Source organism: Streptomyces sp. NPDC005963, from assembly GCF_040638655.1.
GTDB lineage: Bacteria > Actinomycetota > Actinomycetes > Streptomycetales > Streptomycetaceae > Streptomyces.
On the sequence record NZ_JBEXVD010000031.1, the window covers coordinates 42905 to 69897 of the forward strand.

The window sequence follows — 26993 nt, forward strand, 5'->3', positions numbered from 1 at the left end:
ATCGCGATCAGACAACCACTTCGACGCCCTCGCCGGGTGGAGTCCCTGACGCCCGTTCGGACTCCAGAGCGTTCTGAAGGATCACCACAGCGGCAGCTTGGTCAATGACAGAGCGTCCCTTTTTGGACTTCACGCCCGAGGCACGGAGTCCTTGGGTCGCCGTTACTGTGGTCATCCTCTCGTCGACCAATCGCACCGGTACGGGCACAATGCCCCGCGCCAGCACCTGGGCGAAGGCCCGGATCTTCACCGCGGCGGGACCCTCTCCGCCGCTGAGCGAGCGGGGCAGCCCGACGATGACCTCGATCGGCTCATACTCCTCGACGAGCAGTTTCAGCCGTCGGTGCGCGGCCGGGACATCGCGCCCCGGCACGGTTTCGACCGGAGTGGCGAGCACCCCGTCGGGGTCGCACGAAGCGACCCCGATCCGGGCGTCCCCGACGTCCAGTGCGAGACGTCGTCCTCTGCGCATCAGGAGGTCTCGATGACCAGACGCTCCACGGCGGCCATGGCGTCCACGACGGCGTCCGGGTTCTGACCACCGCCCTGCGCGACGTCGGGCTTGCCGCCGCCGCCACCACCGAGCGTCTTCGCCGCCGTGCGCACCAGGTCACCGGCCTTCAGACCGCGTTCACGAGCGGCCTCGTTGGTGGCGATCACGGTCAGCGGACGACCGTTCGCCACAGTGAACAGGGCCACGACCGCGGGGCGGCCACCCTGGATCCGGCCGCGCACGTCGAGGACCAGTTTGCGCAGATCGTCGGCGGAGGTGCCGTCCGGGACCGATCCGGTCACCAGGGCCACCCCGCGGATGTCCCGGGCGCTCTCGACCAGTCCGGCAGCCGCCTGGAGTACCTTCTCGGCCCGGAACCGCTCGATCTCCTTCTCGGCGTCCTTCAGCTTGGACAACATGCCCGAGATCTTCTCGGGCAGCTCCTCGGGACGCCCCTTGACCAGCTCCTGGAGCTGGGCCACCACCGTGTGCTCCTTGGCGAGGAAGTGGTACGCGTCCACGCCGACCAGCGCCTCGATGCGCCGCACGCCGGAGCCGATCGACGATTCGCCCAGCAGCTTCACCAGACCCAGTTGGGCGGTGTTGTGGACGTGGGTGCCGCCGCACAGCTCCTTGGAGAAGTCCCCGATGGTCACGACCCGCACCCGCTCGCCGTACTTCTCGCCGAACTCGGCAATGGCACCGGCCTTCTTGGCGTCTTCCAAGCTCATGACCTCGGCCTGGACGTCGAGCTCGCGGGAGAGGACCTCGTTGATCCGCTGCTCGACGTCGACGAGCACCGTGCCGGGCACGGCCGACGGCGAACCGAAGTCGAAGCGGAAGCGACCGGGCGAGTTCTCCGAACCGGCCTGGGCGGCCGTGGGACCGAGCGCATCGCGCAGCGCCTGGTGGGTGAGGTGGGTGGCGCTGTGCGCACGGGCGATGGCGCGCCGCCGCCTGATGTCGATGGCCGCATAGGCGGAGGAGCCCACGGTGACCTCACCGACCTGCACCGACCCCTTGTGGACGGAGACGCCGGGGACCGGCTGCTGCACGTCGCGGATCTGGATGACGGCACCGGAGTCCAGCTTGATCCGGCCCTGGTCGGCGAGCTGACCGCCGCCCTCGGCGTAGAACGGGGTGCGGTCGAGGACGACCTCGATCTCGTCCCCTTCGGAGGCGACGGGCGAGGGCACGCCGTCCACGAGGAGGCCGACGATGGTCGACTCGCCCTCGGTGGTGAGGTAGCCGGTGAACTCGGTGGAGCCGGCGCTGTCGGCGACCGCACGGTACGCGGAGAGGTCGGCGTGTCCGGTCTTCTTCGCGCGGGCGTCGGCCTTCGCCTTGTCCCGCTGCTCCTTCATCAGTCGACGGAAACCGTCCTCGTCGACGCTCAGACCCTGTTCGGCGGCCATCTCCAGGGTGAGGTCGATCGGGAAGCCCCAGGTGTCGTGGAGCAGGAACGCCTTGTCACCGGCGAGGACCTTGGCACCGCCGGTCTTGGCCTCACTGATGGCCGTATCCAGGATGTTGGTACCGGCCTTGAGCGTCTTCAGGAAGGCGGCCTCTTCGGCCAGTGCGACGGTCTCGATCCGCTTGCGGTCGGTGACCAGTTCCGCGTACTGCTCGCCCATGGTCTTGATGACCACGTCGACGAGTTCGGCGACGACCGGTCCCGTGGCACCGAGGAGACGCATGTTGCGGATCGCACGGCGCATGATGCGGCGCAGCACATAGCCGCGTCCCTCGTTGCCCGGGGTCACGCCGTCGCCGATGAGCATCACGGAGGTGCGGATGTGGTCGGCCACCACGCGCAGGGACACGTCCGAGCCGTGGTCGACGCCGTAACCCACGCCGGTCAGCTCGGTCGCCTTGTCCATGACGACGCGCAGGGTGTCCGTCTCGTACATGTTGTGCACGTCTTGCAGGATCATCGCGAGACGTTCGAGGCCGAGTCCGGTGTCGATGTTCTTCGACGGCAGCTCCCCGAGGATCGGGAAGTCCTCCTTGCCCTCGCCGGCGCCGCGCTCGTACTGCATGAAGACCAGGTTCCAGATCTCCACGTAGCGCTCGTCGTTGACGGCCGGGCCGCCCTCCTCGCCGAACTCGGGGCCACGGTCGTAGTTGATCTCGGAACAGGGGCCGCAGGGGCCGGGGACGCCCATCGACCAGAAGTTCGGTCCCATGCCCAGGCGCTGGATGCGCTCGGAGGGCACGCCGACGACGTCGCGCCAGATGCGCTCGGCCTCGTCGTCCTCCTTGTAGACCGTGATCCACAGGCGCTCGGGGTCCAGGCCGTAGCCACCGTCGGCGACGGAGCTGGTGAGCAGCTCCCAGGCCAGCTTGATGGCCCCTTCCTTGAAGTAGTCGCCAAAGGAGAAGTTGCCGCACATCTGGAAGAACGTGCCGTGCCGGGTCGTCTTGCCGACCTCTTCGATGTCCGGGGTGCGGACGCACTTCTGCACGCTGGTGACGCGCGGCGCGGGCGGCTTGGCCTCACCGAGGAAATACGGCTTGAAGGGGACCATGCCCGCGGGGACCAGCAGCAGAGTCGGGTCGTCCGCGATGAGCGACGCCGAGGGCACGGGGGTGTGTCCGCGCTCCTCGAAGAAGCTCAGCCAGCGGCGGCGGATTTCAGCCGACTCCATCAGTGGTCCTCATTCCGGTTGTACGAGTGGTCGGGGTGCTGGGTGTAGGGGGGTCGCCCCAGAGCGGCGCGCTGGGTTGGTGCTGGCAGTTCGGCGGGGTCGGCCGGGGGGTGCATACCGAGCACCTCGCCCAACTCCTCCTCGCGCTGGGCCATTCCCGCCCGTACGTCGAGCGCGAAGTCCTTGAGTTTGTGACCCGCGCCGATGGCCTTGTTCGCGGCCTGCGCCGCGAGGCTCTCGGGGGTCAGTTGCTGGATCTTGCGATGGACCTTGTTGGTGGCCCAGACGCCGGCTGCGGCACCGGCGCTAAACCAGAAGGCTCGGCGGAACATCGTTCGTCAACCCTTTCTGCCCCACCGGCCGCGCCCCTCGCGGGCGCCCGGGATGGTGCGACCGACGACGGTCCGCCGGGAGCGGTCCCGCGGGCGCTCGTCGGGCACCCGGCCCATCGCCCGTCGGACGCCGTAACCGAACGCCGCGACCTTGACCAGCGGGCCGCCGAAAGTGGAGGCGACGGTTGTAGAGAGCGCGGAGGCGTTGGACGTGACCTCTTGGACGTCGGTGGCGATCGCGTCGACCCGGTCCAGTTGGGTCTGCGCGGAGCGGACGGTGGCGGATGCATCAGCGAGGAGCGGCACGGCCTGCTCGGTCACCTCTGCCACCAGTCGGGTGGTCGCCCTGAGCGTCTGTGCCAACCTCACCAGCACCACCGCGAGGAAGGAGACCAGGATCGCCCAGAAGACGGCCACCAGAATCCCGGCAACCTCTCCACCGGTCACGCTGCACCGCTCTCTGCCTATCGCCGGACACGTCTGAAAACCTCTGCCGAGCCTATCGCGCCTGCGCTCTTGCCCCCTACCGCATTGATGACGGTCGGGACGGTCGTGCACGATGATTGTACGGAGTGGAATCACGCGGGTACGCTGCGTGTCCCATGCGCCGCTCCCACCGCAACTGCCCGTTCCCCGACGGTCATCCGCACGGCCGTCCGCCCGGGCAGGACGCCTCGTCCATCGATGCCCAGGGCTTCGTCGGCCGCGTCGATGAACTCGCCCAACTCGTCCGGCTGCTCGACGGTTCGCGGTTGGTCACCGTCGCCGGTGTGGGCGGGGTGGGCAAGTCACGGCTCGCCACACAGTGCGCCACCGCTGTGCAGAATCGGTACGCCGATGGTGTGCGACGCATGGAGCTCTCGGCGATCCGCGATCCCGGACTCATCGGACACAGCCTCGTGGAGGCCCTCGGCCTCACCCACCGCGGCAGCCGACCACCGCGGGACGTGCTGCTCGACCACCTCGCCGACAGGCACCTGCTCCTCGTCGTCGACGGCTTCGAGCACCTGGCGGCGGAATGCGCGCAGTTGGTGACCGAGCTCATGTCAGCCGCCCCGGGACTCCAGGTCCTCGCCACGGGCCGTCGCCCCCTCGGCACGGCGGCCGAAGCGATCCTCCCACTGGCGCCGATGATCGAGCCGGACGCGGTGCAGCTGTTCACCGACCGGGCCGCCCTCGTACTCCCCCGCGTGCGGCTGACCGACGACGACCAGGCCGCCGTCCAGGAGATCTGCCGCCGCCTCGACGGCATACCACTGGCGCTGGAACTGGCGGCCGGTCGACTGGCCGTGCTCAGCCTCGATCAGGTGCTGAAACGATTGGACGACCGCTTTCGACTGCTGACCGGCGGCGGTCGCGGTCTGCCGCCGCGCCACCAGACCCTCCGTACGACCGTCGGTTGGAGCCATGAGCTGTGCACTCCGCCGGAACGGCTGCTGTGGGCACGACTCGCCGTCTTCGCCGGCGAGTTCGACCTGGAGGCGGTGGAGTACGTCTGCAGCGGGCCGGACCTGCCCGCCGACAGCGTGCCCGAAGTGATGGCCGGGCTGCTCGCCCAGTCGGTCGTCACCCGCGTCCACACTCCCGCGGGCGTGCGCTACCGCATGTTGGACACCCTGCGGTACTACGGCGGGGAGTGGCTGAAGGCGCTGGGCGACGACGTACGGCTGCGCAAGAGACATCGCGACTGGTACATGGGCTGGGCGACCTGGTGCGAACTGGACTGGTTCAGTCCGCGCCAGTTGGAGGTGGCGGCCTCCGCCGAGAGTGCCCTCCCCGATCTGCGCGCCGCCCTCGAACTCTGTCTGGAGAGCGAGGAGGACACCCATCTCGGCCAGCATCTGGCGGGCACCCTCTGGTTCTTCTGGGTCGGCTGTGGGCGCCTCGCCGAAGGCAGGCACTGGTTGGACCGGGTGCTCGCACGGCCGAACGGCCGCACCGCGTCCCGGCTCAAGGCCCAGTGGGTGCTCGGGCAGGTGGCACTGCTCCAGGGCGACGGCACGGCCGCGGCCGAGGTGCTGCACGAGTGCCGCGAGCGGGGCATCCGGGACGATCATCCGATGGCCGTGGCGTACGCGGTGCACCGGCTGGGCGCCCTGGCGCTGCTCTCCGACTCACCGGCGCACGCTGAGGACCTTCTGCGCGGAGCGTTGGCCTCCTACCGCGAATTGGGCGAGCTCAACGGCAATGTTCTGCTGGCCCAGACCTCGCTGGCGATGTCGTTGGTCTTCCAGGAGCGCCGAGAGGAGGCTCGGGAGCTGTCCGACGAGGTGCTCTCGATCTGCCGTGACAACGGGGAGCTGTGGGCACGGTCGTACGCGCTGTACGCCCAGGGCTACGCGGCATGGCTCGACGGCGCTTCGGTCGTGGCGCGCGAACAGCTCGGCGAGGCGGTCTCCATCGCCCACCGGTTCAGCGACCCGGTCGGCGCCGCCCTCTGTCTGGAACTGCTGGCCCTGATGACGGCGAGGGGCGACGGCCAGACCGAGGCCGCCGTCCTGCTGGGCGCGGCGGCGGCCGTGTGGGACACCCTCGGAGTCCCCCACTCCAGCACCGGACGCTTCGGGGCACCCCGTGAGCTCTGCCGTCGACTCGTACGGGAGGCTTTGGACCCCGACCGCTACCGGTCGCTGCTGGACGAGGGCAGCGGACTGTCGCTCGATGCGGCGATCCAGCGTGCACTGACGCCTCCGGATCGCTGCCTGACGGTCCCGCCCGGTCATGCGGACGGCTCCTCGCCCGAGCCATCCGTCGCGGAGCGACCGGAAACGCGAGAGCCCGCCGGCTCCCCGACCGCGCAGGCGGGGGAGACGACGGGCTGAGACGCGGGATACCCCGCCCGGATCAGCGGGCGTAGTACTCGACGACGAGCTGCTCGTCGCAGATCACGGGGACTTCCTTGCGCTGCGGGTCGCGGTCCAGGCGGAAGGCCAGGGCCTTCAGGTTCACCTGGAGGTAGCGCGGGGTCTCACCGTCGGCGGCGAAGCCACCCTCGCGGGAGACCTGGAAGAGGGTCTTCTCGCGGGAGCGCTCGCGGACCATCACGACGTCGTCGGGACGGACGCGGAAGGACGGCTTGTCGACCTTGCCGCCGTTGACCTCGATGTGGCCGTGGACGACCATCTGACGGGCCTGGTAGATGGTGCGGGCGATGCCCGAACGCAGGACCAGGGCGTCGAGACGACGCTCCAGCTCGATGACCAGCGCCTCGCCCGTCTTGCCCTCGGCCTTGCGGGCGCGGTCGTAGGCGCGGACCATCTGGCGCTCGCTGATGTCGTACTGGGCACGCAGCCGCTGCTTCTCCAGCAGACGGACCTTGTAGTCCGAGTTCTGCTTGCGGCCACGGCCGTGCTCACCCGGGGGGTACGGGCGGGCCTCGAAGTACTTGACGGCCTTCGGCGTCAGCGCAATGCCGAGCGCACGAGACTTCTTGACCTTGGGACGCGACTGGTTAGGCACGTTCTCCAGACCTCCGATATAGGTTAGGTTAGGCTCACCTTACTCAAGGAGATCGCATGTCTCGCCCGGGGAACACCAAACGCATCACGGACAGCACAAAGAACGTCGACGCTGCTCAAGGGAGCGTCGATGCGACGGAGGTCCGATCAGCTCATGGTCAGCCGCGTCCCAGCGGGCTTGAAATCACTCGGATGCCGTCAGCAGCCGAGCGCACACGAACTCTCGTACAGAGTACATGCTCAGCGGTACTGCTCATCGCCGGTGTCGAGGCACCCCGCCCGGAGCTGATGAGCCCGCACGCCCGGGTCGTGGGACCCGACGGTGAGGTGTTCCTCCTCTTCCCTGCGGACTCCCTCGCCGTGCGCGCCGCCACCCACGCACAGGACGACGAGCTCAGCGCGGTGCTGGAGATCACCGACGTCGCCCCGGTCTCGGTGCCCCACCGCATCCGCGGCCGTGCCTGGGTCTCCGGATGGCTCACATCGGTGCCCGGGCTCGCGGAGCCCGGCTTCATGATGCTCCGCCTCGAAGTCGGGGAGCTCAGCGTGGACGACCTGTGGGGGGCCGGTGCCGTTGAACCCGAGGACTTCACCCAGGCGCGCGTCGACCCGCTCGTCGCGCACGAGACCGAACTGCTCCAGCACCTCCACTCCGCCCACGGCGAGCAGATGCAGGAACTGTGCGCGCTGCTCGGCGACCGCTCGGACGGCATGGGCACGGAGAATGGACGCATCCGGCGTGCGGTCCCGCTCGCGCTCGACCGGTTCGGCCTACGGGTGCGCTTCGTCGCCGAACAGTGCTTCGACGCCCGCTTCGACTTTCCGGAGCCGGTCAACGACATCACGGAACTGCGACGGGCGATGCACACGCTGTTCGAAGCGGCGACCCACTGACCGGGAGCCCTCGCGCACGCCGGGCCGTTGCTCCCCGCGCCTACTCGCCGCGCAGCCGCTCCCGCACCTTCTCCACCACATCGGCGTAGCGGGCCTCGGCGCCGTAGCGCGTCGGTTCGTAGTAGCGCTTGCCGTGCACGGCATCCGGCGCGTACTGCTGGGCCGCGATGGCGCCGGGAACGTCGTGCGGATAGACGTATCCCTTGGCATGTCCCAGTTTGGCCGCGCCCTGGTAGTGGCCGTCGCGCAGGTGCGAGGGCACCGGGCCCGCCGAACCCGCACGGACGTCGGCGAGCGCCGCGCCGATCGCCGTCGTGGCGGTGTTCGACTTGGGAGCCAGCGCCAGGGCGATCGTGGCGTGGCTGAGGGTGAGAGCCGCCTCGGGAAAGCCGATCATCGCCACCGCCTGGGCGGCTGCGACGGCCGTGGGCAGGGCCGTCGGATCCGCGAGTCCGATGTCCTCACTCGCCGAGATCATGAGTCTGCGGGCGATGAACCGGGGGTCTTCGCCCGCGTCGATCATGCGGGCGAGGTAGTGCAGCGCCGCGTCCACATCGGAGCCCCGGATCGACTTGATCAGGGCGCTCGCCACGTCGTAGTGCTGATCGCCGTCCCGGTCGTACGCGACGGCCGCGCGGTCGACCGTCTCCTCCACGGTCTGGAGCGAGATCTCCGACTCGCCCTTGTCGAGCGCGGCGCCGGCGGCTGCCTCCAGCGCCGTCAGCACGCGCCGGGCGTCACCGCCTGCGATGCGCAGCAGATGGGCTTCGGCGTCCGAGGGGAGTGAGAGGCTCCCCCGCAGACCGCGTTCGTCGGCCAGGGCTCGGGCCAGCAGGCCCTTGAGGTCCTCATCGGTGAGGGACTCCAGGGTCAGCAGCAGCGAACGGGACAACAGGGGAGAGATCACCGAGAAGTAGGGGTTCTCCGTGGTGGCGGCGATCAGCGTCACCCAGCGGTTCTCGACCGCCGGCAGCAGGGAGTCCTGCTGCGCCTTGGAGAAGCGGTGGATCTCGTCGAGGAAGAGGACCGTCTCCCGACCGAATCCGCCCGCCGCCCGACGCGCGCCCTCGATGACCGCACGTACTTCCTTGACGCCGGCGGTGATGGCCGAGAGCTCGACGAAGCGCTTGTCGGTCGCCTTGGAGACCACGTACGCCAGGGTCGTCTTGCCCGTGCCGGGAGGGCCCCAGAGGATCACCGACGACGGACCGGCCGGTCCGGGGCCGCCACCGGGGCCGGCTCCCACCAGTCGACGCAAGGGCGAGCCCGGCTTCAGCAGATGCTGCTGGCCGACGACTTCGTCGAGGGTGCGCGGACGCATCCGAACGGCCAGGGGGCTGCTGGAGGGATCCTTCTCCTGGCGTTCTTCGGCTGCGGCGGTAAACAAGTCGGGCTCCACACCTCGCAGCCTATGTCAGGGCAGTGACAACGCCCCTGGCCGGCGGGAGCGGGCAGGGGCGCCGGGGCGTCGAGCGGGGCTCAGCTGGTCCAGAAGTCCCACCAGCGGGTCAGGACGAGCATGCCGATGATGCCGATCCACAGCACGGGCGGCATCCAGTGGAACTCCAGCAGCGCGCTGCGCAGCCCCTCGGGCACCTTGACGATCCGGTGGCGCACGTTGTGGACGGTGACGTAACAGAACATCACGATGGTGGCGACCCAGGCCAGTGAGCACCACAGGCACAGGGAGTTGATGTTGTACAGGGACTGGTACATCAGCCAGGTGCAGAATCCGACGCCGAAGAGGCAGCCGGCGTTGAGTCCGAGCCAGTACCAGCGCCGGTAGCGGGCCCCCGCCAGCAGGGCGACACCGATGGCGATGACCATCGCGTACGTCACCAGACCGAGCATCGGGTTCGGGAAGCCGAACACGGATGCCTGGTCGCTCTTCATGATGTTGCCGCAGGAGACCACGGGGTTGAGGCTGCACCCCGGGGTGAACGAGGGGTCTTCCAACAGCTTGAACTTGTCGATCGTGATGACCCAGGAGGCCAGCAGTCCCGCCGCGCCCGTGATCACCAACAGCCAGGCGAGGGAACGACTGCCTCCGATCGTCCCTCTGGCGCCGTCCTCACGCTCGCCCGAGGACACATCGTCTACCGCCGCTGTCGTCATATCGCCGCTTCCCTTGCTCAGTCGCCTGCACGGGCACGGACATTGTGCCGCACCCCCCTGTGAGACCCCTGTTCGATGGAGATAAGGAGGTTCGAGCGTTGTGTTCGATAAGGGAGGGCGGCGACGTGGGGCGGGGGCGACAACGACCGAGCTTTCGAGCGATGGCTGGAAATGCACCCTTCGCAGGCCGAAAAACCTGTCCCTCCGTGGATGGCCCCGGAGGGTGGACGGTTGACGTTCGTACGAACCGGTACACGCAGGAGCCGGCCCTCCCGCGGGAAGACCGGCTCCGATCCGCTCACTCAGGCCAGACGCGTGCGCAGCACGTCCGTGATCTCCGCCAGCGGCACGGGCGTCTGCTCGCCGGACTCCATGTCCTTCAGCTGGACGTGTCCCTCGGCCAGATCGCGCTCACCCGCCACGAGCGTGTAACGGGCGCCGCTGCGGTTGGCCACCTTCATGGCTCCCTTGAGGCCCCGACCGCCGTACGCGAAATCGGCGGCCACGCCCGCCCGTCGCAGTTGCGTGACCACACCGAACAACGCCTTGCGGGCCTCCTCACCGAGCGGTACCGCAAAGACGCTGGTGACCGCAGGAACGGCCAGCTCGATGCCCTCCGCCTCCAGGGCGAGCACCGTGCGGTCCACGCCGAGCGCCCAGCCGACCGAGGGCAGTTCCGGCCCGCCGATCATCTCGGACAGCCCGTCGTAACGGCCGCCGCCACCCACCGCGGACTGGGAGCCGAGACCGTCGTGGACGAACTCGAAGGTGGTTCGCGTGTAGTAGTCCAGCCCGCGCACCAGCTTCTCGTCGTCCTCGAAGGCAACGCCCTCTTCGGTGAGCAGCTCACGCACCTGGGCGTGGTAGGCGCGGCAGGCGTCACAGAGGTAGTCGGCGAGCCGCGGTGCATCGGTCAGCTGCTTCTGGACCTCGGAGCGCTTGTCGTCGAGGACCCGCAGGGGGTTGATGTCGATCCGGCGCCGGGTCTCCTCGTCGAGGTCCAGCCCGCGCAGGAACTCCTGGAGCGCCTCGCGGTAGACGGGACGGCACTCCTTGTCGCCCAGCGAGTTCAGCAGGAGCCGGTAGTTGCGCAGTCCGAGCGAGCGGTACGCCTGGTCCGCCAGGATGATCAGCTCGGCGTCGAGCGCCGGGTCCTCCACGCCGATCGCTTCCGCGCCCACCTGCGAGAAGTGGCGGTAGCGACCCTTCTGCGGTCGCTCGTAGCGGTAGTACGAGCCGGAATACCAGAGCTTGACGGGCAGGATGCCCTGCTTGTGGAGGTTCGCCTCCAGCGCGGCACGCAGGACGGACGCGGTGCCCTCGGGGCGCAGCGCGAGCCGGTCGCCGCCCTTGGTCTCGAAGGCGTACATCTCCTTGCTCACGATGTCGGTGGACTCACCGACTCCGCGAGCGAACAGTTCGACGTTCTCGAACCCGGGGGTCTCGACATAGCCGTAGCCGGAGCTGCGCAGCGGGGCGGCGATGGCCTCGCGCACCGCCAGATAGGTCGCCGAGGCGGGCGGCAGCAGGTCATAGGTGCCCTTGGGGGCCTGAAAGGTGCTCACGAAGATCTCTCGTCACATTCCTCGTCGGGGAGCGTCCGTGCTCCCGAGACCGGCGGCCACTTCCCTGAGGTAGGGGTTGGTGGCGCGCTCACGGCCGATGGTCGTCTGGGGACCGTGTCCCGACAGCACCACGGTGGAGTCGTCCAGCGGCAGGCACACGCGGGCCAGCGACTGGAGCATCTCACCGTGGTCGCCCCCGGGGAGGTCGGTGCGTCCGATGGAGCCGGCGAAGAGCAGATCGCCCGAGAAGAACACCGGGGGCACGTCCCCGGTCTCGGGCATCTGGAAGGTCACCGACCCCTTGGTATGACCGGGCGCGTGCGACACGGTCAGCTCCATGCCGGCGAGCGCCAGTCGGGCGCCGTCGACCAGCTCGTGGACGTCGGACGGCTCGCCTACGGTGAGCTCCCCCATGAGCTGGGTGCCCAGCGAGCGGCCGAGGGCCTTCTCGGGGTCGCTCATCATGTACCGGTCGGCGGGATGGATCCAGGCGGGCACGTCATGGGCACCGCAGACGGGGACGACCGAGGCCACATGGTCGATGTGGCCGTGGGTGAGGACCACGGCGACCGGCTTGAGGCGGTGCTTCCTGACCGCTTCGGCGACGCCCTCGGCGGCCTGGTGGCCCGGGTCGATGATGACGCACTCCTCGCCCGCGGCCGGGGCGACCAGATAGCAGTTGGTCCCCCAGGCTCCGGCGGGGAACCCGGCAATAAGCACGATCGTCCTCAAGGTGGTGGTGGAGGCGCGGCGCCACACGGGGTGGCGGAGATGTCATGGCAAAGAGGGAACGCTCCGCATCCGGAAGTACGGATCGCGGCAGTTCAGAGCCTACCGGCGGTGCTGCGTCCACAGCCAACCCGTATACGGTACGGGCACACTCAACCGGTCGGCGGCACCTGCGGTGCACAGGAATGAGGGAGAAGACCCGGTGGTCAGCAGCGATCAGCGACGGCGCCAGCTCGCCAGGGAGAAGTTCGAGCGCCAGCAGCAGCGCAGGGCGCAGGTACGCAGGAGGCGGCAGCGCAACACGGTCATCGCCGCGGCGGCTGCGGTGGTGATCGCGGCGGGCGGAGCGGTCTACCTCTCGATCGGGCTCTCCGACGGGGACACCAAGACGGACGCCCAGACTCCGGGCGACACCGCGAGCAACCCCGCCGACCCGGCACCGTCCGAGGTCAAGAGCCCCGAGCCGACCCTGTCCGTGGACAAGAAGGCCACGTACTCGATGCGGCTCACCACCGATCGGGGCACCGTCAAGATCGCGATGGAGGCGGCGAAGACCCCGCGCACCGTCAACTCCTTCAAGGCGCTCGCGGGCAAGGGCTACTTCAACGCGACCAAGTGTCACCGACTGACCACCGAGGGCATCTTCGTCCTCCAGTGCGGCGACCCGAAGGGTGACGGGACCGGTGGCCCCGGTTACAACATCCCCGACGAGAACCTGGCGGCCCTCGGCAAGCCCGAGGCTGACGGCAAGGTTCCGTACCCGGCCGGCACCGTGGCCATGGCCAACACCAACCAACCCAACACCGGCGGGAGCCAGTTCTTCCTCGTCTACAAGGACAGTCGACTGCCCCCCACCTACACCCAGTTCGGCACGATGGACGCCGCCAGCCTCAAGGTGGTCCAGGACATCGCGAAGGCCGGTGTCACCGGTGGTGGCAGCGACGGGGCCCCGACCACGTCCGTCACCATCCAGCGCGCGGACGTCACCAAGGAGTGATCCGCAGGGCCGCGCGGCCCCGGGCGGGTCCGGGAATTCGGACGCGCTGAGTGCGGACAGCCGGGCGGATGGTCGCCTAGATTGGCGTTGTGCAGGGTGGGCGCTGCCCGCCCCGAGGAAACTGTGGACGATGCCCGGGGGCAGCCCCCTTGGCGGGCATCAGGTGGAGGAGGCGCTGTGAGCAGCGACCCGTGGGGCCGTGTCGACGAGACGGGCACCGTGTACGTGCGTACAGCCGACGGCGAGAAGGTCGTCGGATCGTGGCAGGCCGGCACTCCCGAGGAGGCCCTGGCCTATTTCGAGCGCAAGTACGAGGGCCTGGCGGTCGAGATCGGTCTCCTCGAACGGCGGGTGAAGACCACCGACCTGTCGGCCAAGGACGCTCAGACCGCCATCGACCATCTGCGCCAGCAGGTGGACGAGCACCACGCCGTGGGCGACCTCGACGCCCTGGCCAAGCGGCTCGACGCGATCACCGAAGCGGTCGACAAGCGCCGTGAGGAGCGCAAGGTCCAGCGGGCGAAGCAGCACGACGAAGCACGCGTGGCCAAGGAGGCGCTGGTCAGCGAGGCCGAGGAGTTGGCCCAGAGCGACCAGTGGCGATCGGCCGGTGAGCGGCTGCGGGCGCTCGTGGACACCTGGAAGGGCCTTCCCCGGCTCGACCGCAAGTCGGACGACGAGCTGTGGCACCGCTTCTCCCACGCGCGCTCCGCCTTCTCCAAGCGCCGCAAGGCCCACTTCGCCTCGTTGGACGCCCAGCGCGAGGACGCCCGCAAGGTCAAGGAGAGGCTGGTCACCGAGGCCGAGTCGCTCTCCGGCTCCACGGACTGGGGCAACACGGCCGCCCGTTATCGGGAACTGATGGCGGAGTGGAAGGCCGCAGGACGGGCCCAGCGCGATGCCGAGGACGAACTGTGGAACCGTTTCCGCGGTGCCCAGGACGTCTTCTTCGCCGCGCGCAGCGGGGTGTTCGCCGAGCGGGACGCCGAGCAGGCGGAGAACCTGAAGCTCAAGGAAGAACTCGCCACCGAGGCGGAGAAGCTGGTTCCGGTGACGGACCTCAAGGCTGCGCGGGCCGCCTTCCGTTCGATCAACGAACGCTGGGAGGCGATCGGGCACGTGCCGCGCGACGCCCGGCCGCGGGTCGAGGGCCGGATGCACACGGTCGAGCGTGCGCTCCAGGAGTCCGAGGAGAACGAGTGGCGTCGTACGAACCCGGAGGCCCGGGCGCGTGCCGCGGGTCTGACGGGCCAGCTCCAAGCAGCCGTGGACAAGTTGCGCGGACAGATCGACACCGCCCGTGCGGCCGGCAACAACGCCAAGGCGGACAAGCTCGCCAAGGAGCTCGAAGGCCGCCAGGCGCTGCTCGACCAGGCGCTGAAGGGCCTGGAGGAGTTCGGGGGCCGATAGGCCGCCCCGCATGACGAACGCGAAGGGGGCTTCCGTACCCGGTGGTATGGAAGCCCCCTTCGCGTTCGCGTTGTCGGGGCCCTGCGGCGGACGTCTACGGTCGGCGTGCCGAGGTGACCCGGTAGACGTCGTACACGCCCTCCACTCCCCTGACCGCCTTGAGCACATGGCCGAGGTGCTTGGGGTCGCCCATTTCAAAGGTGAAGCGCGAGGTGGCGACCCGGTCACGGGAGGTCTGCACGGCCGCCGACAGGATGTTCACGTGCTGGTCGGACAGGACCCGGGTGACGTCCGAGAGCAGCCGGGACCGATCCAGCGCCTCCACCTGGATGGCGACCAGGAACACCGACGACTGGGTGGGTGCCCACTCGACGTCCAGGATCCGCTCGGGCTGCTGGGACAGCGAGTCGACGTTCACGCAGTCGGCGCGGTGCACCGATACGCCACTGCCACGGGTGACGAAGCCGATGATCGGATCGCCGGGTACCGGCGTGCAGCACCGGGCGAGCTTGACCCAGACGTCCTCGACACCCTTGACGACCACACCGGGGTCATTGCTGGAGCGGCGCTTCTTGCGGCTGCGCGAGGGCGGCACCGATTCGGCGATGTCCTCGTTGGCCGCCTCCTCGCCGCCGAGCGCCTGGACCAACTTCTGCACGACGCCCTGGGCTGCGACATGGCCTTCGCCGATCGCCGCGTACAACGACGAGATGTCCGGGTAGCGCATCTCGTGCGCCAGGGTGACCAGGGAGTCGCCGGTGAGGATGCGCTGGATGGGCAGGTTCTGCTTGCGCATGGCACGCACGATGGCGTCCTTGCCCTGCTCGATCGCTTCCTCGCGGCGCTCCTTGGAGAACCAGGCCCGGATCTTGTTGCGGGCCCGGGGTGACTTGACGAATCCCAGCCAGTCGCGGGAGGGGCCCGCGCCCTCGGCCTTGGAGGTGAACACCTCGACGAGATCGCCGTTGTCGAGGGTGGACTCCAGGGGCACCAGCCGGCCGTTGACCCGTGCGCCTATGGTGCGGTCGCCCACCTCGGTGTGCACGGCGTACGCGAAGTCGACCGGGGTGGCGCCCGCCGGGAGCGCTATGACGTCGCCCTTCGGCGTGAAGACGAAGACCTCGTTGCGCGAGAGGTCGAAGCGCAGGGACTCAAGGAACTCCGAGGGGTCCTCGGTCTCCTTCTGCCAGTCGAGCAACTGGCGCAGCCACGCCATGTCGTTGACGTGGTCGTCCTTGCCGGACTTCTTGGGGACGTCGGTGCGCACCTTGGACGCGCCGGCGACGGCCTCCTGCTTGTACTTCCAGTGGGCGGCGATGCCGTACTCGGCGCGGCGGTGCATGTCGAAGGTGCGGATCTGGAGCTCGACCGGCTTGCCGTTGGGACCGATCACCGTGGTGTGCAGCGACTGGTACATGTTGAACTTCGGCATCGCGATGTAGTCCTTGAACCGGCCGGGGACCGGGTTCCATCGCGCGTGGACCGTACCGAGCGCCGCGTAGCAGTCGCGTACGGACTCCACCAGGACGCGGATGCCCACCAGGTCGTAGATCTCCGCGAAGTCCCGACCGCGGACGATCATCTTCTGGTAGACGCTGTAGTAGTGCTTGGGGCGTCCGGTGACGGTGGCCTTGATGCGGGCGGCCCGCAGGTCGGACTGCACCTCGTCGGTCACTATGGCGAGGTACTCGTCGCGCTTGGGTGCCCGCTCGGCGACCAGCCGCACGATCTCGTCGTACATCTTCGGGTAGAGGATCGCGAAGGCGAGGTCCTCCAGCTCCCACTTGATGGTGTTCATGCCCAGTCGATGGGCGAGCGGGGCGTAGATCTCCAGGGTCTCGCGGGCCTTCTTCTCCTGCTTCTCCCGCTTGAGGTAACGCATGGTGCGCATGTTGTGGAGCCGGTCGGCGAGCTTGATGACCAGGACCCGGGGGTCCTTGGCCATCGCCACGACCATCTTGCGCACGGTCTCGGCCTGCGCGGCCTCGCCGAACTTGACCTTGTCCAGCTTGGTGACGCCGTCGACCAGCAGGGCGACCTGGTCGCCGAAGTCACGACGGAGCGTGTCGAGGCCGTACTCGGTGTCCTCGACGGTGTCGTGCAGCAGTCCGGCCATCAGCGTCGCAGGATCCATGCCCAGCTCGGCGAGGATGGTGGTGACGGCGAGTGGATGGGTGATGTACGGATCGCCGCTCTTGCGCTTCTGCCCCCGGTGCCAGCGCTCTGCGACCTGGTACGACTTCTCGATCTGGCGGAGCGTGGCCGTCTCGATCTTGGGGTCGTTGCTGCGCACGATCCTCAGCAGCGGCTCCAGGACGGGGTTGTACGGCGAGGAGCGCTGTACGCCGAGGCGCGCGAGGCGGGCCCGTACCCGGTTGGAGGAGCCCGCGGCGGAGCGCTGGGTGCTGCCGGGGGCCGGCCGGGACGCAGGGGAGGGCGCGGGGCGGGACTTGGCGGCCGGCGAGGGCGTGGTGGGCTTCAGCGCCGAGGACGCCGTGGAGCCGGTCGCACCGCCCGTGCGGTCGGGAGCTGTCGACCCGGGCTTTTCAGCCGCATTCTTCTCGGGCATGACAGGGGCTGCCGCGGCCTTGTCGGCCTTCTGGGCGGGCTGCGCGGCGGTGGCGGGACGGGCCTCGTCTGGCAAGAGCGCTCCTCGTGCGGTTCCGGGTCCCCCAGTCAGGTCCGGAGAGGCCATGGTATCGACCTCGGCGTACTACTGCCCCAGAGGCTGAAACAGGCCCCTGGGGTCCCGGAATTCCCGGGGCCCCCAGGGGCCTGTTGACAACGGGTCGGACCCACTGGTCACAGAGTGAGCAGTGACTCCAGCGGAGCCCCGCGAAGGGCGCTCTCCAGCCGGCTCCGGCCGGCGAGGAAACCGAGCTCCATGAGCACCGCTATTCCGGCGACCTCGGCACCGCCGCGACGGATCAACTGCATCGCCGCCTCGGCGGTGCCACCCGTCGCGAGGACGTCGTCGATGACCATCACGCGATCACCGTCGTTGAGGTCCTCGGCGTGGATCTCGATCTCCGCCGTGCCGTACTCCAGGTCGTACGTCTGCGCCAACGTGGCCCCGGGCAGCTTGCCCGCCTTGCGGACCGGGATGAAACCCAGCCCGGCGCGGACCGCGACCGGCGCACCCAGGATGAAGCCGCGCGCTTCGAGACCGACGACCTTGGTCGCCCCGCTGCGCACGCAGATCTCGGTGAGCGCATCGGTGAGGACCGTGAACGCCTTGGGGTCGGCGAGCAGCGGGGTGATGTCCTTGAAGACGACTCCCGGCTGGGGGTAGTCCTGAACGTCACGAATGCGGCTGAGCAGGAGCTCCTGGGAAGCGGTGGTCATCGCCGCCTGCCCGATGAGCGACCCCGGCCGCGCCCGCGCTGTCCGACGACGGGACTACTGGGGCTGCTGGGGCCACCCGCCACCACCGGCGCGGCGTCGACCGGGCCGTCGTGATGGTGGGGGGTTTGGGGGTCGTCCCCGTGGGAGGGGTCGTCGTCCTCGTCGATCGACTCGCCCTTGGAGAGGGCGGCAGCGCGCTTGGCCAGGACCCGCTTGCGCAGCGCCTTCATCTGCGGGTCGCGTTCCTTGAGGTCGGCGACGAGCGGAGTGGCGATGAAGATCGAGGAGTACGCACCGGCCGCGAGGCCCACGAACAGCGACAGCGAGATGTCGTTGAGCATTCCCGCGCCGAGGAACCCGCCACCGATGAACAGCAGACCGGCGACCGGCAGGAGGGCGACGACCGTGGTGTTGATGGACCGCACCAGCGTGCCGTTCAGGCTGCGGTTGGCGACCTCGCTGTACGTGAAGCGGGACTGTTTGGTGATGCCGACCGCGCCCTCCTTGAGACCGTCGAAGACGACGACGGTGTCGTAGAGGGAGTAGCCGAGGATGGTCAAGAGACCGATCACCGTACCCGGCGTGACCTCGAAGCCGACCAGGGCGTAGACGCCGACCGTGATCGTGAGGTCGTGGATCAGCGCGATCAGGGCGGCGATCGCCATTCGCCACTCGAAGGCGATGGCGAGATAGATCACCACCAAGATCATGAAGACCCCGAGACCGGTCCACGCCTTGTTGGCGATCTGCTCGCCCCAACTGGGACCGACCAGCTCGGCGTCGATCTGGTCCACGGGGATGTTCAGTTCCGTGGAGAGCTGCTTCTGGACCTTCGTCGCCTGGGCGGTGTCCAGCTCGCTGACCTGGATGCGCAGGCTGCCGTTGCCCAGCTCCTGGACGATGGCGTGGTGGCCCGAGGCCTCCTGCGCGGTCTCCTGCGCCACGGAAACCGAGGCGTTCGACTTCGCGGGGGTGCTGAAGACGGCGCCGCCCTTGAACTCGATGCCCATGTTCAGACCCCGCACCGCCAGGCCGACGATGGCCGTGATGGTGATCAGGATCGAGACGGCGTACCAGAACTTCCGCTTGGCGACGAAGTCATAGCCGATCTCGCCGCGGTAGAGCCTGACGCCAATGGAGCCGAGACGCGACATCTCACGCCTCCTTCGGTTCGGTGGGGGCGGAGGTGCGGCGCGAGCGACGCAGCGGGGGTTTGGCGCCGAGGCGCTTGGGGTCGAGACCGGACCAGGGATGACCGCCGCCGAAGAACGTGGTGCGTGCCATGAGCGTCATCAGAGGCTTGGTGAAGAAGAAGACCACGACCACGTCGAGCAGGGTGGTCAGACCCAGCGTGAAGGCGAAGCCCTGGACCTTGCCGACGGTGACCACGAAGAGCACCGCGGCGGCGAGGAACGACACGAAGTCGGAGACGAGGATCGTGCGCCGGGCCCGCGGCCAGGCACGCTCGACGGCCGGGCGGAGCGTACGGCCTTCGCGGATCTCGTCCCGGACGCGTTCGAAGTAGACGATGAACGAGTCCGCTGTGATGCCGATGGCGACGATGGCTCCACAGACCGCGGGCAGGTTGAGTGCGAAGCCGATGGCCGGGCCGAGCAGTGCCATCAGCGAGTAGGTCAGACCCGCCGAGACGAAGAGGCTCAGGATGGCGATGGCCGCCAGACCCCGGTAGTAGGCCACCAGATAGATGATGACGAGTACGAGGCCGATGGCGCCGGCGATGAGACCGGCCTTCAGCTGCTCGCCGCCGAGGGCGGCGCTCACGGTCGTGACGCTCTGCTCTTCGAAGGTCAGCGGCAGCGCACCATAGGACAGGATGTTCCCGAGGTCCTGGGCTTCCTGCTGCTTGAAGCTGCCGGAGATCTCGGCGTTGGAGCTCAGCACCGTGTTGACCTGCGGAGCGGAGACGACCTCACCGTCGAGGACGATCGCGAACTGGTTCTGGGGGGACTGCTGCGCCGACAGCTTGGCGGTGATCTTCTGGAACTTCTTGGCGCCGCCCTTGGTGAAGTCCATCGTGACGATCCAGATACCACGCTGCTGGTCCATCTGGCCCTTGGCGTCGTCGACGTCCTTGCCGTCGAGCTCCGCCGGGCCGAGGAGGTACTTCTCCCAGGTCTTGCCGCCGTCGTTGGAGCCACAGGCGACCATGGGGTTCTCGGGCTTGGCGTTGTTGCCGGCGTTCGCGCGGGACTTCTCGTCCAGGCAGTTCAGCGCGGCGAACTCCTTGTCCAGCGCGCCGGTCTCCGGGGTGCCGCCGGGGGTCGTGGCAGGAGCCGGGGGCTGCGAGGGGTCCGCGGCCTTGTCGGCCGATGACGACGCGGCCGGAGACGGCGATGTCGTGGCGGGGGCCTTCAGGCCCTCGGTGACGGCCCGCCCCTGGGCGGTGGCGCTGGGTGCCGCGGAGGCGGCGGGGGGAGCCGGGTCCTTCTTCCCGTCCGTGGCCTTGTCCTTGCTGGACGCCGACGGCGTGGGGGCGGGCTGCTGCGGTGTGACCCCGCCCGCGGCGACGGTCAGCACCGGGCGGAAGTAGAGCTGCGCGGTGGTACCGACCTGCTTGCGGGCCTGCTCGGAGTCCGTCCCCTTGGGGATGTTGACGATGATGTTCTCGCGGCCCTGGGTCTGGACCTCGGCCTCCGAGACACCGAGACCGTTGACGCGGCGCTCGATGATGCCGACCGCCGTGTTCATATTGGTCTCGTTGACCGCACTCTCCTTGCCGGGCTCCGCCTCGGCCTTGAGCGTAATCGTCGTACCGCCCGCGAGGTCGATGCCCAGTCGGGGCGTGGTGTGCCCGGACACGAACATCCCGCCGGTCAGCGCGACCATGGCGATCAGGATCAGTACCAGGGTGCGCACTGGCTTACCCTGGGCCCCCGCGGGCCTTCGGCCCCTGTTCGGTGCTGCCACCTTCTCGTTTCTCCCTGTCCAACCGTCCGGCGCGGGGTATGCGCTCGGGCGGCCACGAAGTGTTGTGGGGACCTGCCCCCGAAGAAGTCAACACGACCAGAGGACCGCTTGGCATCGGCCGTGCCCGCGGTCCCCGAACATGGCTACTTGTCGCCGTCGGCCTTGTTGTCCTTGGTCACCTCGGTGTCAGCGTCGGCGGCTGCGGGCTCGTCCGACTTGGGCTTCTTGCCCAGCTCGATCTTGGTGACATCGGTGTCAGCCGCGTCCGTCGTGTCAGAGCCGGTGCCCTCGGTGAGCGAGGAGGCGTCATCGGGCACGATCGGGGTCTGCTCGGCGGGGTCATCGCCGTGGACGATGCGGTTGTACTCCTCGTCGTCGAGGACGGCACCGATGGCGTTCTTCGCATAGACGGCGTGGACGCCGGGGGCGACCTCAAGGAGCACGGTGTCGTCGTGAAGCTCCTTGACGGTGGCGTACATGCCTCCGATCGTGCGCACTCCGGTGCCTGGCTGCATCGAGTCGCGCATCTGCGCGGCCTGCTGCTGCTTCTTCTTGGCGGAGCGGGTCATCAGGAACATGGCCCCGATGAGCACGATGAAGGGGAGGAAGGTCAGGAGATTCACGGGAAGAAACTTCCTTCAAACGACCGCGTCAATGAGGCGGCCTATCTACGGGGGTGGGTACGCCGACCTGGAAGGGGCGGCATCGGCGGAGTCTAAGCGAGTCCGCATCATTGGAACAACGCCCAGCATCGCACTGTGGTTCCTCCCGCGAAGAGTCTCCGCGCCGTCACGCCCCGAACAACCCTTGTTGTCCGCTTGCGCCCGGGAGCTGCTGGGGCGGCACCAGTCCGAGATGCGCCCAGGCCGCCGGAGTGGCGACCCGACCACGGGGCGTACGCGCCAGTAGCCCCTCCCTGACGAGGAAGGGTTCAGCGACCTCCTCGACGGTCTCCCGCTCCTCCCCCACCGCCACCGCCAGGGTGGACAGACCCACGGGGCCGCCGCCGAAGAGCTTGAGCAGGGCCGTGAGCACCGCCCGGTCGAGACGGTCGAGACCGCGTTCGTCGACCTCGTACACCCGAAGGGCGGCGGCGGCGATCTCCCGGGTGACGGCGCCGTCCCTCTTGACCTGGGCGTAGTCGCGCACCCGGCGCAGCAGCCGGTTGGCGATGCGCGGCGTGCCGCGGGAGCGTCCGGCGATCTCGGCCGCGCCCTCCTCGTCGATCTCCACATCGAGGAGGCGGGCCGAGCGGTGGAGCACCCGCTCCAGTTCTGCGGGGGCGTAGAACTCCATGTGGGCGGTGAAGCCGAAACGGTCCCGCAGCGGGGGCGGCAGCAGGCCCGCCCGGGTCGTGGCCCCCACCAGGGTGAAGGGCGGCAGGTCCAGCGGGATGGCGGTGGCTCCGGGGCCCTTGCCCACGATGACGTCGACCCGGAAGTCCTCCATCGCCATGTACAGCATTTCTTCGGCGGGGCGCGACATCCGGTGGATCTCGTCGAGGAAGAGAACCTCGCCCTCCTGGAGCGAGGAGAGGATCGCGGCGAGGTCTCCGGCGTGTTGGATGGCCGGGCCCGAGGTGATGCGGATCGGGGCCTTCATCTCGGCCGCGATGATCATGGAGAGGGTGGTCTTGCCCAGGCCGGGGGCGCCCGAGAGCAGGACGTGGTCAGCGGTGGCGCCCCGGGCCAGCGCCGCCTTCAGCACCAGGTCGAGTTGTTCACGCACCCGCTCCTGGCCGACGAACTCTCCCAGCGACTTGGGCCGCAGCGCGGCCTCCACCGCCTGGTCCTCGCCGTCCGCCGATGCTCCGACGAGCCGTCCGTCGGCAGGGATGGCCACGTCGTCGGCCGGGGCAGGGGTGCTGTCGTCCCAGTTCACTGCGGAAGTGCCTCATCGGGTTGGCGCGGCCGGGCCGCGGACGGACGGTCCTGATCGGTCGGGGGCGGGGCGGGGTGCCGCCTGCCCAAGGGATGGAACGGGTGGATCGACGTGCTCGATGAACGGGGGCGGGGCGGCGGCTTCCGTTCATCGGTGTCCCAGCGGGAGGCGCGGGGTACGGCTCGACCGCCCGCGTCACCCCACCCGTACGAGGGACACCCGTGTGGACGATGCGGCCGTGCCGAGCGCCTGCACTCCGCCGTCACCGTCATGGGGCAGCGGGTTCCGCGGTGGCGCAGGGGCATCGGCGCACGCCGAGCGACGAGTGTCTTCGTCGGCCCCGGGTGCGCCGGGGCCGAACCGCCCTCTTGCAGCTCATCGGGCGCGGTTCAGGGTCTGGAGCGCGGCCCGTAGGAGCACCCCGATCTGGGGATCGCCACTCGATGCCTCGGCCTGGGGGGTGACGGCTGCCACCGCCTCATCTGCCTCGCGCGTGGCGTATCCCAGCCCGATCAGGGCCGCGTGCAGTTGATCGCGCCATGACGGGGTGATCGCGGTCCCGACGCCCTGACGCGCGCCGTGCCCTCCGACGGGCTCGCCGAGCCGGTCCTTCAGCTCCAGGAGCAGCTTCTGCGCGCCCCTCTTGCCGATGCCGGGCACGGCGGTCAGCGTCTTCTCGTCACCCGAAGCCACCGCGATCCGCAGCACGTCGGGGGTGTGCACCGCCAGCATCGCCTGGGCCAGGCGCGGCCCGACCCCACTGGCCGTCTGGAGGAGCTCGAAGACCTGCCGCTCGTCGTCGTCGGTGAATCCGTAGAGCGTGAGGGAGTCCTCGCGGACCACCAGGGACGTCGCGAGTTTGGCCGGCTCGCCGATGCGGAGCGTGGAGAGGGTACGGGGAGCGCACTGCACCGCCATCCCGATCCCCCCGACTTCGATCACCGCGGTCGTGGGGGCGAGTGCGGCGACCGGGCCGCTCACAAAGGCGATCATGCGGTACGGCCTTTCGCTGTGTGCTGGGCGACCGCCTGCTGGAGGCGGTTCTGGGCGGGGGCGCGCCAGATGTGGCAGATGGCGAGGGCGAGGGCATCGGCGGCGTCGGCCGGTGTGGGCGGGGCGGCGAGCCTCAGCAGCCGGGTCACCATCGCGCCGACCTGGGCCTTGTCCGCGCGACCACTGCCGGTCACGGCCGCCTTGACCTCGCTCGGCGTGTGGAGGACGACGGGCAGACCGCGGCGCGCGGCACAGAGCATGGCGACGGCGCTGGCCTGGGCGGTGCCCATGACCGTCCGTACGTTGTGCTGGCTGAACACCCGCTCCACGGCGACGCAGTCGGGGCGGTGGTCATCCAGCCACTGCTCGATGCCCTGCTCGATGGCGACGAGGCGAACGGCCAACTCGGCATCGCTGGGCGTGCGGACGACGCCGACGCCGATCATCGTCAGCGGACGGCCTGCCACTCCCTCGACGACTCCGACGCCGCACCGGGTCAGGCCGGGGTCCACCCCGAGCACACGCACGCCGCCCCTCCTTCGGTCACCTGTTTGTGCAGGCTATCCGCTGCCGCTGACAATCAGCCGCTGCGCACGACCTGTTGCCCGTACAGAGACATGCCGTTGCCCGTACGGAGACATGGAAAACGGGCCGACGGTGGGTGCCGTCGGCCCGTTCGGCCGTGCGCGATGGACCCCGTCGATCAGGCGTCGACCTTCTGCATGACCTCGTCCGAGACATCGAAGTTGGCGAAGACGTTCTGGACGTCGTCGCTGTCCTCCAGCGCGTCGATGAGCTTGAAGATCTTGCGCGCGCCCTCTTCGTCCAACTCGACCTGCATGGTCGGGACGAAGTTGGCCTCGGCCGAGTCATAGTCGATGCCCTCGGTCTGGAGCGCCGTGCGCACCGCGACGAGGTCGGTGGCCTCGCTGAGGACCTCGAAGGACTCGCCGAGGTCGTTGACCTCTTCCGCGCCCGCGTCCAGGACGGCTCCGAGGACGTCGTCCTCGGTCAGCTCACCCTTGGGGACGATCACCACGCCCTTGCGGTGGAACAGGTAGGAGACGGAACCGGGGTCGGCCATCGAACCGCCGTTGCGGGTCATGGCGACCCGGACGTCGGACGCCGCGCGGTTGCGGTTGTCGGTGAGGCACTCGATGAGGACGGCGACCCCGTTGGGACCGTAGCCCTCGTACATGATCGTCTCGTAGTCGGCGCCGCCCGCCTCCAGACCGGCGCCGCGCTTGACCGCGGAGTCGATGTTCTTGTTGGGCACCGACTGCTTCTTCGCCTTCTGGATGGCGTCGAAAAGGGTCGGGTTGCCCTCGATGTCAGCACCACCGGTGCGGGCGGCGACCTCGATGTTCTTGATCAGCTTCGCGAAGAGCTTGCCGCGCTTGGCATCGATCACGGCCTTCTTGTGCTTCGTCGTAGCCCATTTAGAGTGGCCGGACATCTGCCTGTCTCCTTCGCGTTACCCATTGCGCTTGCCTTCGGCAGAGATCCTACCGGGACGGGCTCACCCGGCCGCGCGCACCATGTCCGCGAAGAGGCCGTGCATCCGGTGGTCCCCGGTGAGCTCCGGATGGAAGGACGTGGCGAGGACGCGGCCCTGTCGGACCGCGACGATGTGACCGTCGTACTCGGCGAGCACTTCGACGTCCGCGCCGACCGACTCCACCCAGGGTGCGCGGATGAACACGCCCTCCACGGGACCGCCCTCGACCCCGGCGACCTCGACGGCCGCCTCGAAGGACTCGTTCTGCCGGCCGAAGGCGTTGCGGCGGACGATCATCTCGATGCCGCCGATCGTCTCCTGACCGGATCGGGGGTCGAGGATCTTGTCGGCGAGCAGGATCAGCCCGGCGCAGGTGCCGTAGACGGGCATCCCGGAACGCACCCGCTCGCGCAGCGGCTCCATCATCCCGAAGAGATGGGCCAGCTTGGAGATCGTCGTGGACTCGCCGCCGGGTATGACCAGCCCTGCGACCTGTGCCAACTCTTCGGGGCGTCTGACCGGCCTGGCCACGGCACCCGCCGCGACCAGGGCCACCAGATGCTCCCGTACATCGCCCTGGAGTGCGAGCACTCCGATGACCGGATGGGCGGGAGCGGTCATCACCAGCCCCGGTTGGCGTAGCGCTCGGCCTCGGGCAGCGTGTCGCAGTTGATGCCGACCATGGCCTCGCCCAGGTTCCGGGACGCATCCGCGATGATCTTGGGGTCGTCGAAGAACGTGGTCGCCTTGACGATCGCCGCGGCCCGCTTCGCCGGGTCGCCGGACTTGAAGATGCCCGAGCCGACGAAGACGCCCTCAGCGCCGAGCTGGCGCATCAGCGCGGCGTCGGCGGGGGTGGCCACACCACCGGCGGAGAAGAGGACCACCGGGAGCTTGCCGAGCTCGGAGACCTCCTTGACGAGCTCGTAGGGGGCGCGCAGCTCCTTGGCCGCGGCGTACAGCTCGTTGTTGTCGAAGCCGCGGAGCTTGGCGATCTCGTTCTTGATCTGGCGCAGGTGACGAACGGCCTCGACGACGTTGCCCGTGCCCGCCTCGCCCTTGGAGCGGATCATGGCGGCGCCCTCGGCGATCCGGCGCAGCGCCTCACCGAGGTTGGTGGCGCCACAGACGAACGGCGTGGTGAAGGCCCACTTGTCGGAGTGGTTGACCTCGTCGGCGGGGGTGAGGACCTCGGACTCGTCGATGTAGTCGACGCCGAGCGACTGGAGGACCTGGGCCTCGACGAAGTGCCCGATGCGGGACTTGGCCATGACGGGGATGGAGACGGCCTCGATGATCTCTTCGATCATGTTGGGGTCCGACATCCGCGCGACTCCGCCGTCCTTGCGGATGTCGGCGGGGACCCGCTCCAGGGCCATGACGGCCACGGCGCCCGCGTCCTCGGCGATCTTCGCCTGCTCGGCGTTGACCACGTCCATGATGACGCCGCCCTTGAGCTGCTCGGCCATGCCGCGCTTGACGCGTGCGGTGCCCGTCGCCGGGGAGTCGGCGGACTGCGGGGTGGTGGAGAGCGTGCTGGACACGGAAGGGACCTCACTCGAAGACGATGGTGATGACCGCCTCTGACGGCCGCTGCGAGCGGCGCCGCGGTGCGTCATTGATGGAACCGCCACGGATCAGTCCACTGCAAGGGCCAATGGATAGCCGGTGGATCGTTTTTGCAGGTATATGCGGGTAGGTGCAGGT

Annotated in this window: 24 protein-coding genes; 4 read left to right on the forward strand and 20 right to left on the reverse strand. The window is 69.0% G+C overall.

The annotated features are described in order from the left end of the window. Positions 1-7: 7 nt before the first annotated feature. Genes ruvX through ABZ348_RS29810 form a run of 4 tightly spaced genes read right to left on the reverse strand, consistent with a single transcriptional unit; the run spans position 8 to position 3920 of the window. Positions 8-472 (reverse strand): Holliday junction resolvase RuvX, encoded by a 465-nt coding sequence (gene ruvX, locus ABZ348_RS29795; RefSeq protein WP_358938263.1) that lies wholly within the window; start codon positions 470-472, stop codon positions 8-10. Continuing rightward, the gene (gene alaS, locus ABZ348_RS29800) at positions 472-3141 is read right to left on the reverse strand and encodes an alanine--tRNA ligase (protein WP_358938265.1); all 2670 of its coding nucleotides are present in this window, start codon (positions 3139-3141) and stop codon (positions 472-474) included. Before alaS ends, ruvX begins: the two co-directional genes overlap by 1 nt. Further along, on the reverse strand, positions 3141-3473 hold the full coding sequence (locus ABZ348_RS29805; protein ID WP_358938267.1) for a DUF6167 family protein: 333 nt from the start codon (positions 3471-3473) through the stop codon (positions 3141-3143). The genes alaS and ABZ348_RS29805 overlap by 1 nt, the downstream gene beginning before the upstream one ends. 6 nt (positions 3474-3479) lie before the next feature. Then, positions 3480-3920: a DUF948 domain-containing protein gene (locus ABZ348_RS29810; RefSeq protein WP_358938268.1), complete on the reverse strand. Its 441-nt coding sequence runs from the start codon at positions 3918-3920 to the stop codon at positions 3480-3482. Positions 3921-4075: 155 nt separating this feature from the next. On the opposite strand from ABZ348_RS29810, the gene ABZ348_RS29815 reads away from it, so the two are divergent. Beyond that, entirely contained in the window at positions 4076-6295 is a 2220-nt protein-coding gene (locus ABZ348_RS29815) for a regulator (RefSeq protein ID WP_358938270.1), read from the forward strand. Positions 6296-6317: 22 nt separating this feature from the next. On the opposite strand, the gene rpsD is transcribed toward ABZ348_RS29815, so the two are convergent. Then, positions 6318-6932 carry a 30S ribosomal protein S4 gene (rpsD, locus tag ABZ348_RS29820; RefSeq protein WP_250923145.1) on the reverse strand — a complete coding sequence of 205 codons (615 nt, stop codon included), beginning with the start codon at positions 6930-6932 and terminating at the stop codon, positions 6318-6320. Positions 6933-7123: 191 nt separating this feature from the next. On the opposite strand from rpsD, the gene ABZ348_RS29825 reads away from it, so the two are divergent. Next, the gene (locus ABZ348_RS29825; protein ID WP_358938272.1) at positions 7124-7825 is read left to right on the forward strand and encodes a DUF2470 domain-containing protein; all 702 of its coding nucleotides are present in this window, start codon (positions 7124-7126) and stop codon (positions 7823-7825) included. Between the two features lie 40 nt (positions 7826-7865). On the opposite strand, the gene ABZ348_RS29830 is transcribed toward ABZ348_RS29825, so the two are convergent. From ABZ348_RS29830 to ABZ348_RS29845, 4 genes are all read right to left on the reverse strand, one after another. Then, positions 7866-9224 carry a replication-associated recombination protein A gene (locus ABZ348_RS29830; protein WP_358938274.1) on the reverse strand — a complete coding sequence of 453 codons (1359 nt, stop codon included), beginning with the start codon at positions 9222-9224 and terminating at the stop codon, positions 7866-7868. 80 nt (positions 9225-9304) lie between these two features. Continuing rightward, on the reverse strand, positions 9305-9940 hold the full coding sequence (locus tag ABZ348_RS29835) for a vitamin K epoxide reductase family protein (RefSeq protein WP_358938276.1): 636 nt from the start codon (positions 9938-9940) through the stop codon (positions 9305-9307). A gap of 302 nt (positions 9941-10242) precedes the next feature. Beyond that, positions 10243-11505, reverse strand: a complete 1263-nt coding sequence (hisS, locus tag ABZ348_RS29840; protein ID WP_358938278.1) for a histidine--tRNA ligase — start codon at positions 11503-11505, stop codon at positions 10243-10245. A 12-nt stretch (positions 11506-11517) separates the two neighbouring features. Beyond that, on the reverse strand, positions 11518-12225 hold the full coding sequence (locus ABZ348_RS29845) for an MBL fold metallo-hydrolase (protein WP_358938280.1): 708 nt from the start codon (positions 12223-12225) through the stop codon (positions 11518-11520). 211 nt (positions 12226-12436) lie between these two features. Here ABZ348_RS29845 and ABZ348_RS29850 point away from each other — a divergent pair, with 211 nt between their 5' ends. Both ABZ348_RS29850 and ABZ348_RS29855 read left to right on the forward strand, forming a co-directional pair. Continuing rightward, entirely contained in the window at positions 12437-13231 is a 795-nt protein-coding gene (locus ABZ348_RS29850) for a peptidylprolyl isomerase (protein WP_358938281.1), read from the forward strand. Between the two features lie 177 nt (positions 13232-13408). Then, a complete protein-coding gene (locus ABZ348_RS29855; protein WP_358938283.1) occupies positions 13409-14641 on the forward strand; it encodes a DUF349 domain-containing protein in 1233 nt (410 codons plus the stop codon). A 94-nt stretch (positions 14642-14735) separates the two neighbouring features. On the opposite strand, the gene ABZ348_RS29860 is transcribed toward ABZ348_RS29855, so the two are convergent. The 11 genes from ABZ348_RS29860 to pdxS all read right to left on the reverse strand — a co-directional run bounded on the left by ABZ348_RS29860 (position 14736) and on the right by pdxS (position 26830). Continuing rightward, complete coding sequence (locus ABZ348_RS29860) at positions 14736-17285, reverse strand: RelA/SpoT family protein (protein ID WP_358938285.1); 2550 nt, start codon at positions 17283-17285, stop codon at positions 14736-14738. A 158-nt stretch (positions 17286-17443) separates the two neighbouring features. Continuing rightward, positions 17444-17986, reverse strand: coding sequence for an adenine phosphoribosyltransferase (locus tag ABZ348_RS29865; RefSeq protein ID WP_358938287.1), 543 nt, complete (start codon positions 17984-17986; stop codon positions 17444-17446). Next, positions 17983-19140: a protein translocase subunit SecF gene (gene secF / locus ABZ348_RS29870; RefSeq protein WP_358938289.1), complete on the reverse strand. Its 1158-nt coding sequence runs from the start codon at positions 19138-19140 to the stop codon at positions 17983-17985. The genes ABZ348_RS29865 and secF overlap by 4 nt, the downstream gene beginning before the upstream one ends. 1 nt (position 19141) lies before the next feature. Then, positions 19142-20914 (reverse strand): protein translocase subunit SecD, encoded by a 1773-nt coding sequence (secD, locus tag ABZ348_RS29875; RefSeq protein WP_358938291.1) that lies wholly within the window; start codon positions 20912-20914, stop codon positions 19142-19144. 143 nt (positions 20915-21057) lie between these two features. After that, positions 21058-21537: a preprotein translocase subunit YajC gene (gene yajC, locus ABZ348_RS29880; protein WP_358938293.1), complete on the reverse strand. Its 480-nt coding sequence runs from the start codon at positions 21535-21537 to the stop codon at positions 21058-21060. A gap of 166 nt (positions 21538-21703) precedes the next feature. Further along, a complete protein-coding gene (gene ruvB / locus ABZ348_RS29885; protein ID WP_358938294.1) occupies positions 21704-22795 on the reverse strand; it encodes a Holliday junction branch migration DNA helicase RuvB in 1092 nt (363 codons plus the stop codon). 375 nt (positions 22796-23170) lie between these two features. After that, on the reverse strand, positions 23171-23788 hold the full coding sequence (gene ruvA, locus ABZ348_RS29890; RefSeq protein ID WP_358938296.1) for a Holliday junction branch migration protein RuvA: 618 nt from the start codon (positions 23786-23788) through the stop codon (positions 23171-23173). Next, positions 23785-24315 carry a crossover junction endodeoxyribonuclease RuvC gene (gene ruvC / locus ABZ348_RS29895; RefSeq protein ID WP_358938298.1) on the reverse strand — a complete coding sequence of 177 codons (531 nt, stop codon included), beginning with the start codon at positions 24313-24315 and terminating at the stop codon, positions 23785-23787. The genes ruvA and ruvC overlap by 4 nt, the downstream gene beginning before the upstream one ends. A 176-nt stretch (positions 24316-24491) precedes the next feature. Further along, the gene (locus ABZ348_RS29900; protein WP_358938300.1) at positions 24492-25244 is read right to left on the reverse strand and encodes a YebC/PmpR family DNA-binding transcriptional regulator; all 753 of its coding nucleotides are present in this window, start codon (positions 25242-25244) and stop codon (positions 24492-24494) included. A 63-nt stretch (positions 25245-25307) separates the two neighbouring features. Next, complete coding sequence (gene pdxT, locus ABZ348_RS29905; RefSeq protein ID WP_358938301.1) at positions 25308-25907, reverse strand: pyridoxal 5'-phosphate synthase glutaminase subunit PdxT; 600 nt, start codon at positions 25905-25907, stop codon at positions 25308-25310. Then, a complete protein-coding gene (gene pdxS, locus ABZ348_RS29910; RefSeq protein ID WP_358938303.1) occupies positions 25907-26830 on the reverse strand; it encodes a pyridoxal 5'-phosphate synthase lyase subunit PdxS in 924 nt (307 codons plus the stop codon). Before pdxS ends, pdxT begins: the two co-directional genes overlap by 1 nt. Positions 26831-26993: the final 163 nt, after the last annotated feature.

What these genes read in the sequence shown, in the direction of transcription:
- ABZ348_RS29815 (WP_358938270.1), top strand. Translation starts at nt 4,076, where the DNA reads ATGCGCCGCTCCCACCGCAACTGCCCGTTCCCCGACGGTCATCCGCAC.
- ABZ348_RS29865 (WP_358938287.1), bottom strand. Translation starts at nt 17,986, where the DNA reads ATGACCACCGCTTCCCAGGAGCTCCTGCTCAGCCGCATTCGTGACGTT.
- ABZ348_RS29805 (WP_358938267.1), bottom strand. Translation starts at nt 3,473, where the DNA reads ATGTTCCGCCGAGCCTTCTGGTTTAGCGCCGGTGCCGCAGCCGGCGTC.
- pdxT (WP_358938301.1), bottom strand. Translation starts at nt 25,907, where the DNA reads ATGACCGCTCCCGCCCATCCGGTCATCGGAGTGCTCGCACTCCAGGGC.
- ruvX (WP_358938263.1), bottom strand. Translation starts at nt 472, where the DNA reads ATGCGCAGAGGACGACGTCTCGCACTGGACGTCGGGGACGCCCGGATC.
- ABZ348_RS29900 (WP_358938300.1), bottom strand. Translation starts at nt 25,244, where the DNA reads ATGTCCGGCCACTCTAAATGGGCTACGACGAAGCACAAGAAGGCCGTG.
- ABZ348_RS29835 (WP_358938276.1), bottom strand. Translation starts at nt 9,940, where the DNA reads ATGACGACAGCGGCGGTAGACGATGTGTCCTCGGGCGAGCGTGAGGAC.
- ruvA (WP_358938296.1), bottom strand. Translation starts at nt 23,788, where the DNA reads ATGATCGCCTTTGTGAGCGGCCCGGTCGCCGCACTCGCCCCCACGACC.
- alaS (WP_358938265.1), bottom strand. Translation starts at nt 3,141, where the DNA reads ATGGAGTCGGCTGAAATCCGCCGCCGCTGGCTGAGCTTCTTCGAGGAG.
- secF (WP_358938289.1), bottom strand. Translation starts at nt 19,140, where the DNA reads ATGTCGCGTCTCGGCTCCATTGGCGTCAGGCTCTACCGCGGCGAGATC.
- ABZ348_RS29825 (WP_358938272.1), top strand. Translation starts at nt 7,124, where the DNA reads ATGCCGTCAGCAGCCGAGCGCACACGAACTCTCGTACAGAGTACATGC.